The organism is Methanosarcina sediminis, from assembly GCF_052056915.1.
Lineage (GTDB): Archaea > Halobacteriota > Methanosarcinia > Methanosarcinales > Methanosarcinaceae > MTP4.
Window position 1 is genome coordinate 506,111 of sequence record NZ_CP195119.1, and the last position, 16,677, is coordinate 522,787.

11 protein-coding genes are annotated in these 16,677 nt (G+C 46.5%); 5 read left to right on the forward strand and 6 right to left on the reverse strand.

Going from position 1 to position 16,677, the window contains the following annotated elements:
* Positions 1–566 precede the first annotated feature (566 nt).
* The gene (locus tag ACSAZK_RS02135) at positions 567–1,175 is read left to right on the forward strand and encodes a fasciclin domain-containing protein (protein WP_440955787.1); all 609 of its coding nucleotides are present in this window, start codon (positions 567–569) and stop codon (positions 1,173–1,175) included.
* A 226-nt stretch (positions 1,176–1,401) separates the two neighbouring features.
* Here the strand turns inward: ACSAZK_RS02135 and ACSAZK_RS02140 are convergent, their stop codons facing one another.
* Entirely contained in the window at positions 1,402–1,842 is a 441-nt protein-coding gene (locus ACSAZK_RS02140) for a pyridoxamine 5'-phosphate oxidase family protein (protein WP_440955788.1), read from the reverse strand.
* 331 nt (positions 1,843–2,173) lie between these two features.
* Here ACSAZK_RS02140 and ACSAZK_RS02145 point away from each other — a divergent pair, with 331 nt between their 5' ends.
* Positions 2,174–2,704, forward strand: a complete 531-nt coding sequence (locus ACSAZK_RS02145; protein ID WP_440955789.1) for a hypothetical protein — start codon at positions 2,174–2,176, stop codon at positions 2,702–2,704.
* A 158-nt stretch (positions 2,705–2,862) separates the two neighbouring features.
* Here the strand turns inward: ACSAZK_RS02145 and ACSAZK_RS02150 are convergent, their stop codons facing one another.
* Together ACSAZK_RS02150 and ACSAZK_RS02155 are read right to left on the reverse strand one after the other, a co-directional pair.
* Entirely contained in the window at positions 2,863–3,792 is a 930-nt protein-coding gene (locus ACSAZK_RS02150) for a PAS domain-containing protein (protein WP_440955790.1), read from the reverse strand.
* A gap of 325 nt (positions 3,793–4,117) precedes the next feature.
* On the reverse strand, positions 4,118–5,347 hold the full coding sequence (locus ACSAZK_RS02155) for a HEAT repeat domain-containing protein (RefSeq protein ID WP_440955791.1): 1,230 nt from the start codon (positions 5,345–5,347) through the stop codon (positions 4,118–4,120).
* A gap of 493 nt (positions 5,348–5,840) precedes the next feature.
* On the opposite strand from ACSAZK_RS02155, the gene glgP reads away from it, so the two are divergent.
* Positions 5,841–7,517, forward strand: a complete 1,677-nt coding sequence (gene glgP / locus ACSAZK_RS02160; protein WP_440955792.1) for an alpha-glucan family phosphorylase — start codon at positions 5,841–5,843, stop codon at positions 7,515–7,517.
* 115 nt (positions 7,518–7,632) lie between these two features.
* Here the strand turns inward: glgP and ACSAZK_RS02165 are convergent, their stop codons facing one another.
* Together ACSAZK_RS02165 and ACSAZK_RS02170 are read right to left on the reverse strand one after the other, a co-directional pair.
* Positions 7,633–8,814: a tetratricopeptide repeat protein gene (locus ACSAZK_RS02165; protein ID WP_440955793.1), complete on the reverse strand. Its 1,182-nt coding sequence runs from the start codon at positions 8,812–8,814 to the stop codon at positions 7,633–7,635.
* A gap of 109 nt (positions 8,815–8,923) precedes the next feature.
* On the reverse strand, positions 8,924–10,873 hold the full coding sequence (locus tag ACSAZK_RS02170; RefSeq protein ID WP_440955794.1) for an aldehyde ferredoxin oxidoreductase family protein: 1,950 nt from the start codon (positions 10,871–10,873) through the stop codon (positions 8,924–8,926).
* Between the two features lie 356 nt (positions 10,874–11,229).
* Here ACSAZK_RS02170 and ACSAZK_RS02175 point away from each other — a divergent pair, with 356 nt between their 5' ends.
* The gene (locus ACSAZK_RS02175; RefSeq protein ID WP_440955795.1) at positions 11,230–13,143 is read left to right on the forward strand and encodes a PAS domain-containing protein; all 1,914 of its coding nucleotides are present in this window, start codon (positions 11,230–11,232) and stop codon (positions 13,141–13,143) included.
* A 267-nt stretch (positions 13,144–13,410) separates the two neighbouring features.
* On the opposite strand, the gene ACSAZK_RS02180 is transcribed toward ACSAZK_RS02175, so the two are convergent.
* Entirely contained in the window at positions 13,411–14,862 is a 1,452-nt protein-coding gene (locus tag ACSAZK_RS02180) for a hypothetical protein (RefSeq protein ID WP_440955796.1), read from the reverse strand.
* Positions 14,863–15,649: 787 nt separating this feature from the next.
* On the opposite strand from ACSAZK_RS02180, the gene ACSAZK_RS02185 reads away from it, so the two are divergent.
* The gene (locus ACSAZK_RS02185) at positions 15,650–16,543 is read left to right on the forward strand and encodes a DUF1638 domain-containing protein (protein WP_440955797.1); all 894 of its coding nucleotides are present in this window, start codon (positions 15,650–15,652) and stop codon (positions 16,541–16,543) included.
* The last annotated feature ends 134 nt before the right edge of the window (positions 16,544–16,677 follow it).

A 16,677-nucleotide genomic window follows, 5' to 3' on the forward strand; every position in this document is an offset into this window, starting at 1 on the left:
TTTATATTTCGTATACACATAATTAATATTTTTTGAACTTTCTTTTTAAGGCGTTTTAAGGGGTTAACTTTACAGGGGTTAACTTTACAGTATTGTTCTTTGAAAAATAAAAATGGAAAACCGGATTACCTATCCCTAGCTGCCTGCTGATTACAGGAGTGTATTTCAGAGGGACTATTAAAATTACTTTGACTTTGTTTAGTAAGTTGTATTCCCCGTACTCAAATCCTGCATTGCAATCCAGATAAAAGCAATTCGATCACAGCTATGCTCCCAAATATAAGAAAGTCTCTTTAAACCCTGAAAAACGATGTAAAGAAAGTTCCTGAGCTATTTTCAGGAATAAAGGTCTAAAAAACCTTTAATTGCCCAAATCACAGATAAGGTTATATAAAAAATAGAATATATACTGTATGAAAAGTATATTACATAGTATATGAATTCATACAGTATAGGGATTCAGTATAGGGATTCATATGTATGTGTAAGATAGTAATTATGTACTTTAAATAGGGGGGAGATTTATTAAGAAAATAGGACTTTTTGCTGTCCTTCTAATTGCAGCTATGCTGTTCGTTTCCGGTTGTGCGGAAGAGACCCCGGAAGAGGTAGCACAGGAAACAGCTGAAGAAGCACAGGAAACAGCTGAAGAAGCAGAAGAAGAGGCACAGGAGACGGCTGAAGAAGCAGAAGAAGAAATAGAAGAAGCACAGGAAGCAACGCAAGAAGCAATTGAGTCTGGACAAGAAGCACTTGAAGCAGAAGAGAGAATGGATATAGTGCAAACTGCCGTGGAATCGGGTCAATTTGACACCCTGATTACAGCAATTCAGACTGCTGAGCTCGAAGAAACCCTGAGCGGAGAAGGACCATTCACAGTCTTTGCCCCTACAGATGAGGCTTTTGACGCCCTTCCACCAGGCACGCTTGATGGACTCCTCGATGACAAGGACGCCCTTACAGATGTTCTTCTCTACCATGTGGCTGATGGAGAACTCATGGCAGCTGACGTTGTTGAAATGACGTCCATTGAAACCCTGCAGGGTGAGGATCTCACGGTAACCGTAACCGATGATACGGTTATGGTAAATGATGCGACCATCATCACCACAGATATTGAAACAAGCAACGGTGTCATCCACGTAATCGATGCAGTTCTGATCCCGCCGGAGTGAAAGTAGAATAGATAAAATACATTTTTATTTTTTCTGCATTTCCCTTTTTCTACATTTCCTTTTTCTACATTTTTGGTCTCAGGTTTCCTTGAAGGAATTTTTCTTCAAAAAAGAAAACCGGAAAAAACCGGCTTAGCTCTCAAGAACTACCTGATCCTCGAAAACTACCTGTCAATCATAACTTTATGTTTCTTCTGATTAGATATCCGAATTACCCCGACACTTTTTAGAAAGTTGCCCTTTCTCTGTGCCCGAATTCCACACTGTAATCCAGGTAATAGACAATATCGGGAACAATCTTTATGAGTATCGTGTCAGGGTCCGGGGGCATGTCCGCAATGATGGGAAACTTTCCTACCATTATTTCCCCGATCCTCCGCATTTCCCCTTCATCTTCCACTATCGAGGCAAAGCCTTCCACCTGAAGTGCCTGCATGTCAAACCAGTCCGGATCGTCTTCGTCAACAGTAAAAGCCACAGCCTGGTTATGCATGATGTTCCGGACTTTCCGGGTGCTTCGGTTTGTTGCCAGGTATACGGTCGTATCTTCGGATACGTAGGCCATGGTGTGAGCCATGGGCCTGCCTTCCGGACTCACGGTCGCAAGGTTCAGGTAAAAATGAGTTGCAAGGTATTCGCCAATCTTCTGCTTGAGCTCTTCTTTCATTGTTCCCCCAACTGTATACTCCATAAAATTCATTAGTTTAATTCAAAAATTACATTCATCAATTCCGTTCATAAAAATCTCTTATAAAACCTCTTCAACTGAATTCCTTCAGCAAAGGTTTCCGGACCACAAATGTTTCCCACACAAATGTTCCCATATAGTGTAGATAAATCAAATTTATAAATTTTACCTATAAAAAATTCACATTCATTATTTTTCATCCCTTTTTGGGGCTTTCACATACCTCTCAAAAAATATAAGGTGCATATTATAATTTCTTATAGATATATATACCTCGAAATCATTGTCTTGAAATAGGGGGAGATTATCGATGAACGCCGAAGCGCAAAAGGCATCTTTAAACCGGAAAATCCGCATTTTCATATCAGTGCTTGTAATGATGTCGATAGCAGCATATCCTGCAGGAAGCGCAGAATCGGAAAGCCCGGACCAGGGAGACTACCAGGAGCAGGAAACAGCCCTGGATGTGGAGGTCATGGTTAATCCGGACAGGAATGTCAACTGCCTGAAGACGATGGAATTGGGGGATGTAAAGATCGCAGTCCTGGGGTCAGACGAACTTGATGTTACACAGATACAGACCGAATCGGTTTCTCTGGGCTGTGAAAAGACAGAAGAATCCATTAAGCCGCTTGCTTTTGAATACGAGGATATTTCCACTGACGGGTACACTGACCTGGTAATGGTATTCGACAGTCATGAAATGATCGTAAAATTTGACCTGAAAAACTGCTTCTGCAAAGAAGCACCCCTGAAAGTTACGGCCAGCCGGGATGAAAGTGTCGGGGCAAAAGCAATAACCGGAAGCGGTACGACCCTTATCCTTCCAAGTTTCAGGTGAAAGCCGCCTAAGCTAAGATAAGCTGGTACAAGCCGCAAACCTCAAATAAGCTACATACCCGAACAAGAACAGAAAAAATAGCGGGAAAAAGAGCCGAAGGTTTATTCAAGTATTCAGAATGAAAAAGAATAATATATTTCGAGAACCTTTAAAGCCCTTTAGTCCCCGTTTCGCTTTTTTACACACTCTTTTAATTTTTCCTCAAGCCTTATTCGGGAGATAAAGACTCCGAACTGGGTAGCAATTGTCTCGATGACGGTGCGTACGCTGTCGGAGAGTTCATATTCCAGCTGGGAAGCGAGGTAAAAGGCAGCGATGACCTTTTTTCCGTGCTTAACAGGAATGATTGCCGTTGCCCTCAGGTTTTCCCTTCTGAGTGCATCGTCCCTGGAGGTGAGCAGAAGGTCTATATGCTGTTTGTAAACGGGCTGCCCTATCATCACAAGCTTGGCGTTGGGAGAACTGGCACTGTAGTGAGAACCATGCTCGATAAAGGTTGGAGAAAACCCGCGGTAAATTTCAAGGGACATGTCGCCTGTCTCTTCATCGATCAGGTATATGCCTCCTGAATCGATTTCATCGATCTTGAGACAGGAATCCAGAAGTAGTTCCAGGGTTTCATGAAGGTCTTCCGAGGTGCTGAGGGCTATCCCGAGGTCCCGCTGGATGTAAAGTAGTTTTTCTTTCCGTTTGCGTTCGGTTATATCCAGGACTATGCCTTTCAGGTACTTTACAACCCCGTTCTCATCGGCTTCGATAAAGGTTCTCTCTTCAACCCAGCGCACTTCCCCGGACTTTGTGAGGATCCTGTATTCATGGGTAAAGTCCACGTATTCTTCCTCAATCCTCCTGGAAAGTTCTCTTTCGACCCTTTCCAGATCATCCGGGTGCACAATGTTCCCATACATGAGTTTCCCTGAGGTAAACTCTTCGATTGTGTATCCGAACTGCTTGATGTTTTCGGATACGAATTCGGCGGGCCAGTATTTTTCGGCCCTCCAAAGGAAAACAGTTACAGGCACCTTATTTATAACCGAAACAAGCTCCTTTGCCATTTCCAGGGCACTGCAAAGAGCCTGCTCATCCATATAATTGGAGGCCTTTAACCTTTTGTGATTTCCATTTTTACTTGAATTCGAAGCCATTTTAGCCATTTTGTTCTCCACTTTTGCACGGGGTTTTAGCAGGAAATATGAGAAATTTCACCTATTTAGATTTTTTGCTCTAAATGGAAAAGATTGCATGATAGGTTAAATAGCTTTTGATTTGATTTTCCCACATTTTCAGAATGCAGCTCCTCAAAAACTGAAAAAAGAAGATAATGCCTCCAGTCAAGGAAAATAAAAATAGAGGAAAAAATATATAAAGGCAAGACTGTCCCAAAAATATAGGTAATTTAAAGAGAAAAAGAGCTTAATGTGCGGGCTGGCTGCTAAACTTCTTTAAGAATTCATTTATCTCCTCGCTCTGCCAGCCGTCTATTAACTCCCGTATTGCTGCCTCCCTCACAAACTCGTCTTTTTCCCTGAGAGCTACCTTCTTGACCAGCAGAAGAGTCTCAGGGTCTTCATTCCAGCCATTTGCCAGTTCCTGGACTGCTACGATCCTTACAAAATTGTCATTATCACTGAGTAGCCTGTCCCGGATCATCTTCAGGGTTTCAGGCCTTTCAGGCCAGTTTCTTGCAAGCTCTTCGACAGCACATTTCCTGACAGAATAATGACTGTCTTTCACGGCTTTTTCCAGTATAAGGTCAAAAACTCCCGGTTCTCCAGACCATAAAGAAGCAAGCATGTGGAGAGCGATTCCCCGAACCATATTATCTTCATCACTCAGGCACCTTTCCCTGAGGAGTTCCAGAGTTTCAGGTTTTTCCGGCCATCCTTCTGCAAGTTCTTTTATTGCAGCTCCCCTGACCGAATAATGCTCATCTGCTACTGCCCCCTCCCTTATAAGGAGGAGTGTATTTTCCTCATCATGCCAGCCTTCCGCAAGTTCCTGGACAGCCGCACTCCGGACCGAATAATGTTCATCCGAAAGCGCCTTTTCCCTGAGAAGCGGAAAAGTCCCAGGAGTTTCTTTCCAGTACTTCCCCAGGCTCTGGACTACGACGGTCCTGACAAAAGAATCCTTATCCTTCAGCGCCATTTCCTTCACAAAGTCAAAGGTACAACAGCTACTCCCCCGGCGCCTGGAAAGCTCCTGAATGGCCGCACTCCGGACAAATTTGTCTTCCGCGTTTGCCGCCCAGTCCCGGAGAAGGTCAGGGGTTCCCGGCATGTCCCCCCAGTGAGCTGCAAGTTCCCTTACAGCAGCCCTCCGGACCTCATAGTTAACATCTTCGATAGCCCGTTCCCGGACCAACGCCAGAATGCCCGGTTTTTCGTTCCAGAGCCTTGCCAGTTCCCGAAGGGAGATTTTTCTAACCGTATAGTTGCTGTCCTTAATCGCTCTCTCTCTGACTATCTCGAAGACTTCGGCGTCATTCCTGTATTTGTCCGCAAGCTTGAGGACCGCTTCACGCCTTACCGTGTAATCTTTATCCTTTACTGCCTTTTCCTTTAGTGACTTTACGTTTTCTAAATGACAGTTTACACTTTCATCAGGATCTTCAGGGGGGAGAGACACAATGCTTCCCGGCATTTCTTTCCACCTGTATAATATATTGACAGTATATATTTAAACAATAATTAAAAAACAATCAGTAAATAAGCCTTTCTATGTAAAGTGTTAGAAAAACACCTTCTTCGAAGATAACCCTTTCAAAAAACTCGAATCCGGGGAACACTTTTTTTCGATCTTGCTTTTCCTCATTATGACATTCCATTTTCCCTGTTTGTACCCTGTTAATGGGGACAAACGGGAAATAAGCACGAAAAGACAGTACCCATAAGAAGGATATTCATAAGACTGTTCGTTAAACGGGAACAAACAGGGAATAAGCACGAAGAGACCCTATTTTGAGGTCAATTTGATATATCAACAGGTATATACCTTTTAATAGCCCGCCTGCGGTACGCGAAAAGGCGTATAAGAGGTAAGGGCACAGAGTGGTAAAGAGTTAATGTAAAGAGTTAATGTAAAGAGTTAATGTAAAGAGTTAATGTAAAGAGTTAAAAAGGGGGATTGGTCCGGCATGGACTACATAGAGGGAGTACTGAAGGGACAGAATATTGCTTATTTTTCTATGGAAATCGGACTTTCGAATGAGATTCCGACCTATGCCGGAGGCCTGGGTATCCTTGCCGGGGATACCATCCGTTCGGCCGCGGACCTGAAAGTTCCCCTTGTAGCCGTAACCCTGGTATGCAACAAAGGCTACTTCAAACAGGTGCTTGAAGACTCGGGCAGTCAGCACGAACAAAAAGAGGAATGGGTCCCGGCCCATTTTATGACCCTGCTTCCCCCGGAAGTAAGCGTGAACATCCGGGGAAAAGATGTAAAGGTCAGGGCCTGGCTCTACAACTGCAAAAGCCTGACAGGCGGCTGTGTCCCTATCATTTTCCTGGACACGAACGTTGAAGGGAACTCCGAAGAAGATAGATGCATAACCGATTACCTTTACGGAGGCGACCAGCGCTACCGGCTCAAACAGGAAATAGTGCTCGGGATCGGAGGGGTCAGGATGCTCGAAGCCCTCAACTTCAAAATCCGGAAGTACCACATGAACGAAGGCCATTCAAGCCTTCTTGCCCTGGAACTCCTCAAGAGGAACGGGCTGAAAGTTACGGATGTAAAGGAAAGCTGCATCTTTACCACCCACACCCCTGTAGAAGCCGGACACGATAAATTTGACTACGGACTCGTAGGAGAGCTGATAACAGATAGGAAAGACCTCGAAGTCCTCAGGAAATTCGGAGGGGAGGACAGGCTGAACATGAGCCTCCTTGCCCTGAACCTCTCCAACTACATTAACGGCGTCACGAAACGACACAGCCTTATTTCACAGGAACTCTTCCCCGGGTACAAGATCCAGTCAATCACAAACGGAGTCCATTCCTACACCTGGACTTCCCCCTATTTCCGGGAACTCTACGACCGCTACCTTCCGGGCTGGGCAAACGAGCCCGAACTCCTGGTCAGGGTAGGAGGAATCCCGGACGACGAGATCTGGGCTGCACACAGGAGCGCAAAGAGAGCCTTGATCGATGAGGTAAACAGGGAAACCGGCGTTGGGATGGACTCCGAGACCCTGACCATAGGCTTTGCCCGGCGCATGACCGAATACAAGCGTCCGACCCTCATTTTTTCCGACCTTGAGCGGCTCAGGAAAGTGAACAATATGGGCAGGATGCAGCTGGTTTTTGCAGGCCAGGCCCACCCCAGAGACGAAGCCGGAAAAGGACTTATCCGGGAAATCTTCAGGTATATCGAGGAACTGAAAGGTGAAATGAAGATTGTCTTCCTGGAAAACTACGACATGGAAATGGCAGCAAAATTGGTCTCGGGCGTCGACCTCTGGCTGAACACACCGCAGCGCCCCTACGAAGCTTCGGGCACCAGCGGCATGAAAGCCGCCCATAACGGAGTCGTAAACTTCAGCGTACTCGATGGCTGGTGGATCGAAGGCTGGATCGAAGGCGTAACTGGCTGGGCCATAGGCCCGGAACCCGATGAAGAATTCTCCGAAGAAGACTGCAGGCTCTGCGAACTCAACGACCTCTACAACAAACTCTACTACGTCATCGTCCCCATGTACTACGACAGGAAAGACGAGTGGTTCAAGCTAATCAACAATTCCATAGGCATGATAGCCTACTACTTCAACAGTCACAGGATGATGAGGCGTTATGTGACAAACGCCTACCTGTGAAACCGGGAAAAACTCCCACCCAACATTTTAGCTTTTCTGCCCTCGAATTTTAGCTATCCTGCCCTCGAATTTTAGCTATCCTGCCCTCGAATTTTAGCTATCCTGCCCTTGAATTTTAGCTATCCTGCCTTATTTTCCGAATTTTATCGCGGGCTTTTCCCGCCTTTTCCGGTTCCCTGGTGCTTTCCCACAAATCCGCGGAAATTTTAAACGCGTTTTCCGCCCCCCTGCCATTCCCAAGGTCCAGAAAAACACAGCCTTTCTCATACCAGGCTGCTGCGTAACCGGGTTTCAACCGGGTTGCTTTTTCAAAAGCATGAAGGGCTTCTTTCCAGGTCCCCATTTCAAACAGGACTTTACCTCTCAGGTACCAGGCTTCGGCGTTGTCAGGCGTTCTTTTGAGAGCGTTTTCAAAAGCTTCCCTGGCTTTTTCCGGCTCCCCGAGCTTCAAATTGAGCTTTCCCTTTTCAAACAGGGCTTCGGCGTTTTCGGGATTTGCTTCCAGGACCCGTTCGTATGTTTCAAGGGCTTTTCTGGAGCGTCGGATCTGCACCAGCATGGCATCTTTCCCGTTCCAGGCATTTTTCTGGACCGGGTTCAGGTTGAGGGACTTTTCAAACGCTTCGAGTGCCGCCTGGAAACGTTCAAGTTTTACGAGTACGGCTCCCTTATTTGCCCAGGTAGCGGCGTGGTCCGGGTTGAGTTTTAGGGCTGTCTCGAAAGTCGTCAGGGCTTCTTCATAGCGTTTGAGCTTCAGCAGGGCAACCCCTTTATAGAACAAGGTCCCGAAATGCCCCGGTTTTCCGGCAAGCACCCTGTCGAAAGCTCCCAGCGCCATTTTTAGCCGGCCCTGCTTGTAAAGTGCAACCCCCTCTTCATACAGGGCTTCGGGACTTTTACATTCCTCTACTCCGGCCTCTCCGGCCTCCCTTTGACCGCCGCCTTCCGCAAGGTATTTGAATCCCGTATCTTCCCCATCCTTGCAGAAGGCTGGCCGGACATCGGTATAGACAAACTCCGGTTTCGGCACGAAAGCCTTGCAGATGCCGTCAGGTTCCGGACTCCTGCTCATAACGACACAGTACCCGTCCACGTATTTCGAACAGGTCCCGCAGCAGTAAACGCGCCTTTCCAGACGGTAGCGGATCTGGTCAAGTTCGGTTGTCACGAGGCCCTGGTTCAGCCGGGTCTTGAAGGTCTCGTAGGGGATGTCCTTGATTTTGATGTAAACAGTTGCAGGAGCCGGAGGATCCCATTCAGGGGGATTTTCGGTTCCACTTTTGTTTTTGTGTTTCATGATTTGATGGGAAGTTTTTAGGCAATTTATCTTATAAAGATAATCCTGAGCCAAAGATAATCCCGAGGGAGAAACTAAAGTTAGGAAGAAAACTAGGCCACGGAAAAACTCAAGCCCTGCGTGTACCCTTTGGGTAAGCTTCCGGGTCCCACAGGACAGGCCCGTCCCATTCCTCAAACCTTCCGGGGCTCCCGGGTACCTTTTCCATTTCGTCTGCAACAAAGCCAAGCCCCAGGGATTCAAGTTTTTCCCGGGTGGGAACCCCGGTTTCGGGCTTGCAGCCCCTTAGAGTATGGTATTTGTCGAGCATTACCTCGTGTTTTGCAAGTTCCAGGTCTCCGGCCTGAGTGCCGGCAAGTCCGGGTTTCAAGGGCAGTCGGGCGTGTTCCTTTCGGATTCCCTGCCTGACGTTGAAGGCCATCTCCAGGAGATATACCCTGTCAGCGGTGTTTTTCAGGATTTCTTCGGAAAATTCCATGCCAGTAGCCGCCCTGAGCAGCCTTGCCACGCCTTCGAGCAGGGGATATCTGGAAACCAGGGGGACAGCGCTTGCCCAGTTGTTTACGGCTCCTTTGCAACGCCCGATCATGTCCGTAAGGGTTGTGACCTGTTCCGAGAGGATAAGGGTTTTGACCTCATCTTCTACGGGGATATACCCTTTCTCGACCAGTTCCGGCCAGAGGGACGGGTCGTTTTCCCCGTAAGCCCAGGAACGACCCCGCAGGTGGTCGGCGCCCCGGGTGGAAGTGGCATGGGCAAGCCCGAAGATGCCGGCAGGGTGGGGGCCACGGCTGAGGCCTTTTACATGGTAACAGTAATCCATCGCCTTATTCCCGAGGATTTTTGCCATGCTGTACATGCCTTCTGCCACAAGGTTCCCGAACCCCTGCCGAAGAGCTGTCCTGTGAACAAGCTCGATCTGGGTTTCGGCGTCCTCCCAGTCAAGAGCCAATCCGTCCGTGTCCCGGGCCGTAAGAATCCCGCGCATATAGAGCTCTTTAGCCATGGCAATCGCATTTCCCAGGGCTATGACGCAGATCCCGTACTTATCTGCAAGGTTCTCCTGGACCATGATGGGCACAGGCTCGGTAATCCCGCAGTTGGTCCCCAGGCAAAAGATGCATTCGTATTCCAGGGCTTTTCCAGCCTCGCCTTCGTACTCCCCTTCCGGGATCCTGAAGGAATTCTTGCAGGGGACCACACAGCTCCGGCAGGCTGACCTTCCGGTCTCGAACTGTTTCCAGGCTTTCGGTTTCAGGGCTTCCGGGACATCGGCTTCCGACAAATATTTTTCATAGTTCCTGAAACCCGGAGCCCAGTGAAGCATTCCGATATGGGACCCGTAGACAGCTACAACCTCCTTCTGGAAAGGGTCGTTTAAGAAAAAGTCCCGGTCCTCCCTGGCAAGTTCCCTGAACTCGTCCGGGTCGGCAAGGGAAACACTTTTTGTCCCCCTGACAGCAATGGCTTTTAAGCGCTTGGAACCCAGAACCGCACCGCTTCCCCGGGCAGCAGAGTTGTATTTGTCAAACATGAGAGTTGCAAAACGCACCAGGTTTTCCCCTCCCTGCCCGATTGCTGCAACGCTGATATCTTTCCCGTGCCTTTCGTAAAGTATATCGGCAGTCTCCCAGGTGCTCAGCCCCATAAGGTCTGAAGCGTCCCTCAATTCAACATTCCCGTCCTCAATCCAGAGGTAAAGAGGCTTTTGCGCCTTCCCGCAAATGATTATCTGGTCATACCCCGCCTTCTTCAGGAAATGGGCAAAACTCCCGCCTGCGTTCCCGTCTCCGAGAATCCCGCTGTAGGGCGAAAGCGTGCTGACCTCCACCCGGCTGCAGGAAGTCAGGCCGCTGGCAGTAAAAGGCCCCGTTGCCAGGCAGACGACGTTCCAGGGTCCCAGGGGATCTATCCCGGGCCTGATTTCTTTGAAAAGGGTCCTTGAGTTGAAGCCCTTTCCCCCGATATATTCCCTGCAGATTGCAGGGTCCAGCTCTTCCGTGCTCACTTTTTGCTTGTCCAGGTCTACTCTAAGGACGTTTCCCATCCAGCCATACACAGCTTATTACCTGCCCCTTTTGGTTCATTTTAGGATGTGTAGAATGTGGCAAATAAAAAATATTCAACAGTTGGACATTTCAAAATAGAATGTATATAAATAATATTTTTTTAAGGTGTTATATGTTTAGTATCTATATGAACTACTTTTGAACTTGTATCCATGAAAAGTAATACGAAACATAGTTTCCGAACAATTTGCAGCATTTGAAGAACAAAATAGAAAGGGACGTTTAGAGAATGAGGGGTTTTGTGAAAACTGCTAGGAGCCATAGGCTGAGAACAAGGATTTCACTTTAGAATATTATTTAAACAAAGAAAACTTATCAAGTATTAAGCTTGTGGGTGGCGGACAGCATGATTAAAGAGGAAATTGAAAACTCCTTAAAATCCCGGAATCCCGAACTAACCCCTGGAGAAAAACTGCTATTCTCCGGCAATAGCCCTGAAAAACTTCTGGAAAAGGCAGAAAAATACTGTTTTTTTGCTGAGAAGACCGGTAGAATGTTCGTAGATGCGGACCTGGAAAAAAAGGAAATTTATTGGGCAGGGGCTATAAAGGACGTTACAGGATACAACACTGAAGAATTTAAGAAAATCTACCGGGAAGACTTCAAAGAACTTTTGCACCCTGCAGATAGAAAACGGATCAGTCAGATTATGGATTCTTCCCTTGAAACAGGAGAGGGAATCGATGAAGAATACAGATTGCGCAGGCAAGATGGAAGCTATGTTCATCTGGAAACAAATGTGATTTTTCAAAAAGACGAAGGGGGACGCCCTTACAGGGCGCTTGGAGTATTTAAAGATATAACGGAAAAAGTACTTTTCAGGCAAAAACTGAAGAGAATCGAAGAAAAGTTCCTCTACATGGCCGAGCAGACAGGACAATTGATTCTCGATATCGATACGAAGACGAATAAGGTTGAATGGACAGGAGCCTTAGAGGAGCTTACCGGCTTCTTCGCACCGGAAGAATTAAGCGAAGTCTACCTGCCTGCCCTCAAAGACCTTATATACCCCGGGGAAAGGGAAAGAGTTTGGAGTGCACTTGAGCATTCCCTGAAGACCGGGGACAAATACTATCAGGAATTCTGGGCAAGGAAAAAGGACGCCAGTTATATTTACGTGGAAAACAGTGCGATTTTTCTGAAAGACGAAGAAGGAAAAGTATACAGGGTCCTTGGCTTGATGAAAGACATTACGGAAAAGAAGCAAAGCAGGGAAAAACTGGAAAAAAGCGAAGAACGCCTCCGTACGTATATGCAGAACTTCAAGGGGATCGGGTTCCAGCTAGACCAGAACTTTACTCCTGTGATGATTCAAGGAGCTGTGAAGGAAATTCTCGGCTACTCTCCTGAAGAAATTCTTTGCGGAAAAATCCACTGTTTTGACCTCGTTCATCCTGAAGACCAGAAAGAATTACTGGAAAACCAGAGAAAACTTATTGAGGACCCGGAAAAGGTTATAAATCACGAATACAGAGTCCGGCACAGGGAAGGGACGATTAAATGGGTCCATGAAGTCATACAGAGTATCTGTGATTCCAAGGGAAAAAACTGGCTTTTCCAGGGGTCAATTCATGACATAACTGACAGGAAACGTGCAGAAGACGGTCTGAAAAAAGCCGAAGAAACCCGCAAAAAAGAAATCCACCACCGTATAAAAAACAATTTGCAGGTAATCTCCTCCCTTCTGGACCTTGAAGCCGAAAAATTCACCAGCCGGGAGGTTGTCGAAGCCTTCCGCGAAAGCCAGAACCGGATAATTTCCATGTCCATGATCCACGAGGGACTTTACAGGTCTGGAGACATGGAAACCCTTGATTTCACAGGATACATTCAAAAACTTGCGACAGAACTCTTCCGCTCCTATAAACTGGAAAGCGCTGAAATCAGCCTTCAAATGGATTTGGAGGAAGGTGTTTACCTGTATATGGACACCGCAATCCCGCTGGGAATCATCATTAACGAACTCATATCCAATTCCCTTAAACACGCATTTCCCGATGGAATAAAAGGGGAAATCCGGATCAAACTCTACAAAACAGAAAATCCTGAAGAAAATCCTCGTAGCTGTAAAAATTCCCGGCTCATTCTCCTCATTTCTGACAATGGATCAGGTATCCCGGAAAACATCGACTTTGAGAACCCTGAGACCCTTGGCCTCCAGCTGGTAAACACCCTTGTGAAACAGATCGAAGGGGAAATCGAGGTTGAGATGAACGCGGGAACAGAATTCAGGATCGGGGTCGGAAAAAATGCTAAATAAACAGGATTCCGGGTTGATTCCGGATCAGCTCCTGCTTTTGATTATAGTGTTTTGAAGCAAAGTTTTTGATAAGCTGCCTGGAAGTCATTCCTGGTTTTGCCATTAATCAATTAGTGTATGGCAAAGTAAGTTACTCACCAGTACACTAAATGCCCGGCAGCACACCTCAGATACCTGAGAATATACATCAGATACCCGATAACATACGTCAAATGTCCGGAAATATACACATCAAATGCTCGATAACCGGGGCATTAACCTGCCCTTTTACGCACCATTAGAGGACATTGAACTGTTTTCCACATAAACCTCGTAGTTGAAATATAACCACTCGCTTTTGTCACTTTCCTGATCCTTCGAGTCAACAGCCCAGACACGCCACCTTCCCTGTTCGGTCTCGGGGAATTCAAAGGTGTAAGTGGTTTCATTTATTCCGGAGACTATCCAGGGCTCGCCGGATTCCGAAAGCCATGTACCGGTTTCGTTGGAGCAGGAATCAATTTCCACCGTATAACTCGCTGCATCCGGAACAGCCTCCCACTCAAGTGTTGTCAGGCGCGGGGAATGATTGAATACCGTTCCGTCAGCAGGGTAAAGTTGTTTTGGAATTGAGATCGACTGAGTTGAGTCAGAGGAAGTTGAGTTAGATGACGAGGAATCAGAGGAAGTGGAATCAGAAGAATTAGAGTCCGAAGATGTGGAATCTAAAGATGTGGAATCCGAAGAATTAGAGTCCGAAGATGTGAAATCCGAAGATGTGAAATCCGAAGAATTAGAGTCCGAAGATGTGGAATCTGAGGAATTAGAGTCCGAAGGTGTGGAATCCGAGGAAGTAGAATCAGAGGAAGTAGAATCCGAGGGAGTAGAATCAGAGGAAACGGAGTCCAGGGATGAAAGTCCTGAGGAAGCGGAATCAGAGGAAGAGTCAGAGGAAGGGGAGCCCGATGATGAAGAGCCTTCCACAAACACGACTTTGGTAGCTTCGACACTTCCTGCTTCGTTTGTGGCTATCAGGGTGTAATCGGTGGTTTCATTGGGGAACACATGCTGGCTGCCATTTAAACCTACAGTTCCGATATCGGGTTCTATGACAACTTTTTCAGCACTGGAAACCTGCCAGACTAAATTGGAACTATTCCCTGGATCGATAACGTCCGAATCGGCATTGAAAGAGTCGATGGAAGGCAACTTATTTTCAACTGAAATAAGACAGGAAGCTATCTCTTCCTGGCCCCCACTCGAAGCTGTAAGCTGGTAAGTGGTGGTTTCAGCAGGGGACACGGAAACTGTCCCGACGGGATCTACGCTTCCGATATCGGGTTCTATAGTAACGTTCTTAGCTCCGGAGACATCCCATTTTAAAACGGGACTATTTCCCCCTCCGACAAGGTCCGTTTCAGCATCAAAAGAATTGATAACCAGAGCTTCCTCTTCAACCGTAACCGTGCAAAAGTCTACTTTTTCCTCTTCATCATTCGAAGCTGTAAGCTTATAGGTAGTGGTTTCGGTAGGAGATACCTCAAATGTCCCCTCCGGGTTTTCAATTCCGATGCCAGGCTCTATAGTTATATCCGTAGCCCCGGAAACCCCCCAGCTTAAAGTGGAATTTCCTCCAACTTCAATAAGTTCCGGACTTGAATCAAAAGAATCGATTTCAATAGGTGCGGGGGAAAGCAAGGTATTAAAAGCAATAATTATACCCAGAATGGAACCAGTCAATTTTATAATCTCAGGCAATGAATTCCAGGAATTCTTCAGTTTATCCCATAATTCTCTTTCACGGTCTATTCCACTCATAAACAGACTTCCATGTAGTCCACAAAGATCAACAGGTAATAATTCTTTACCGTAACTCGGAAAAAATCAGTCCAGTCTTCAGGAAAAGGGTCATTTTTAGTTATTTTATTACCTTCATTTACTATGCCTGGATCCCACAATAATGTTCGAATTCCGCAATAATTTTCGAAGTTCAAGATATATACAGGCCCTAAACTTGGCATAGATTTTTGAATTTAATATGAAATATGTTCCGTAGTTTGATATTATTGTATATATAAATTGTGGCGCATAATTTCAAAATTTACAAAAACAGTTCCAGGAAGACCGAAAATATTAGCAATTTATTTTGAAAAAATCAGCAGTCGATAAGCATTTCCCATAGCCCGCAAAAACCCGAAGCTCTGAGCCTCAAGCAGGTCCGGGCCGGGAAGCCTTGGGGATCAACCTGCCGAAAGTCATGGAAAAAACAGGTGTCGAGTTTGAGTTCTGCAACCCTGAAAAAACTGTGTGCGTGGGGATTCTGCTGGTGGAATGAAAAAACTAAAAAGAAAAAATTGGCAGAAAAAGCGGGAATCAAAAAACAGTCGGAAAACTAAAACCGGAAAATTGAAAGCGGAAAGCGGAAATCAAATAATAGCCTAAAAACTGAAAATTGAAAGCGGAAATTGAAAGCGGAAATTGAAAGCGGAAATTAGAAAGTGAAAAACAGCCGTAAAGAGGTTCTTACATGCCCGTAATGAGTATTATCGCCTGCAGGATGTTTGAGGACGAACTTACTCATATCCTCTCAAATGATGCGGAACTTGAGCAGTTGATTGTGGTAGAAGGCAGGGATAGTTTAGGGCTGCTCCGGAAACTCAAGTCCGAAAACCGCCTGCATAGAACAGCGCCTCTGGACAGGGTACCCCTTCTCCTGGGAAAAAGACACGTTTCCGGTTCCGGCTCTGGCTCCGGTTCCGGCTTCATGGGACTTGCAAAACCCCTGCTTTCGCTTCCTTTTTTCAGGAAAATTCACGAGAAGAGGAAGCTAAAGGCGGCTCAAAAGGTAACGGTGGTTGTAAACCTGCTCAGGCTGGGACTTCATGACGACCTCGATCTCCTGAAGTCCGAAGTTTACGGAAAGATAAAGGAGATGGCGCCGTTTTCGGACGGAATCCTCATCTTTTACTGCAGCTGCGGGGAAGCCTTTGAGAGCCTGGAAGAAGACTTTTCAGGCTTTGAGTGCCCCCTTTACTGCCTGAAAGACGGAGATGGGGAAGTCGTAGCAGACTGCATAAGCGCCGCCCTCGGGGGAAACGCCGCCTACGACGAAATCATGTACGCCTGCAGGGGAACTGGCGCCCTCTACTTCACGCCCATGTGGGCTTCGAGCTGGAAAGAAATGGGAGAAGAAAGGAGAAAATCCCGGAATCTCGACGACAGTTTCCTGAAGGACCCGAGGTACTCAAGGGTTGTAAAACTCGATACCGGCCTTTCATACGACCCCGATTTCAATAAAAATATCCGGGGTTTTGCCCGCACCTTTGACATGGAAATCGTGGAGATAAAGGGAAGTGCGGAACTTGCAGAAAAGTCCTACAGGGCTGCCAAAAAAGGTGTTATACAGCATACTCTGGAATGATTTTTCCGGAACTCTTTTCCGAACTCTTTCCAAAAATATCTCAGAAGCTCATTCTTTTATGGCTCAGCGGCACATCATCATTTTTATACAAACAAGACGAATATTAATCCAGGAATCAATGGGGGAAATTCAAG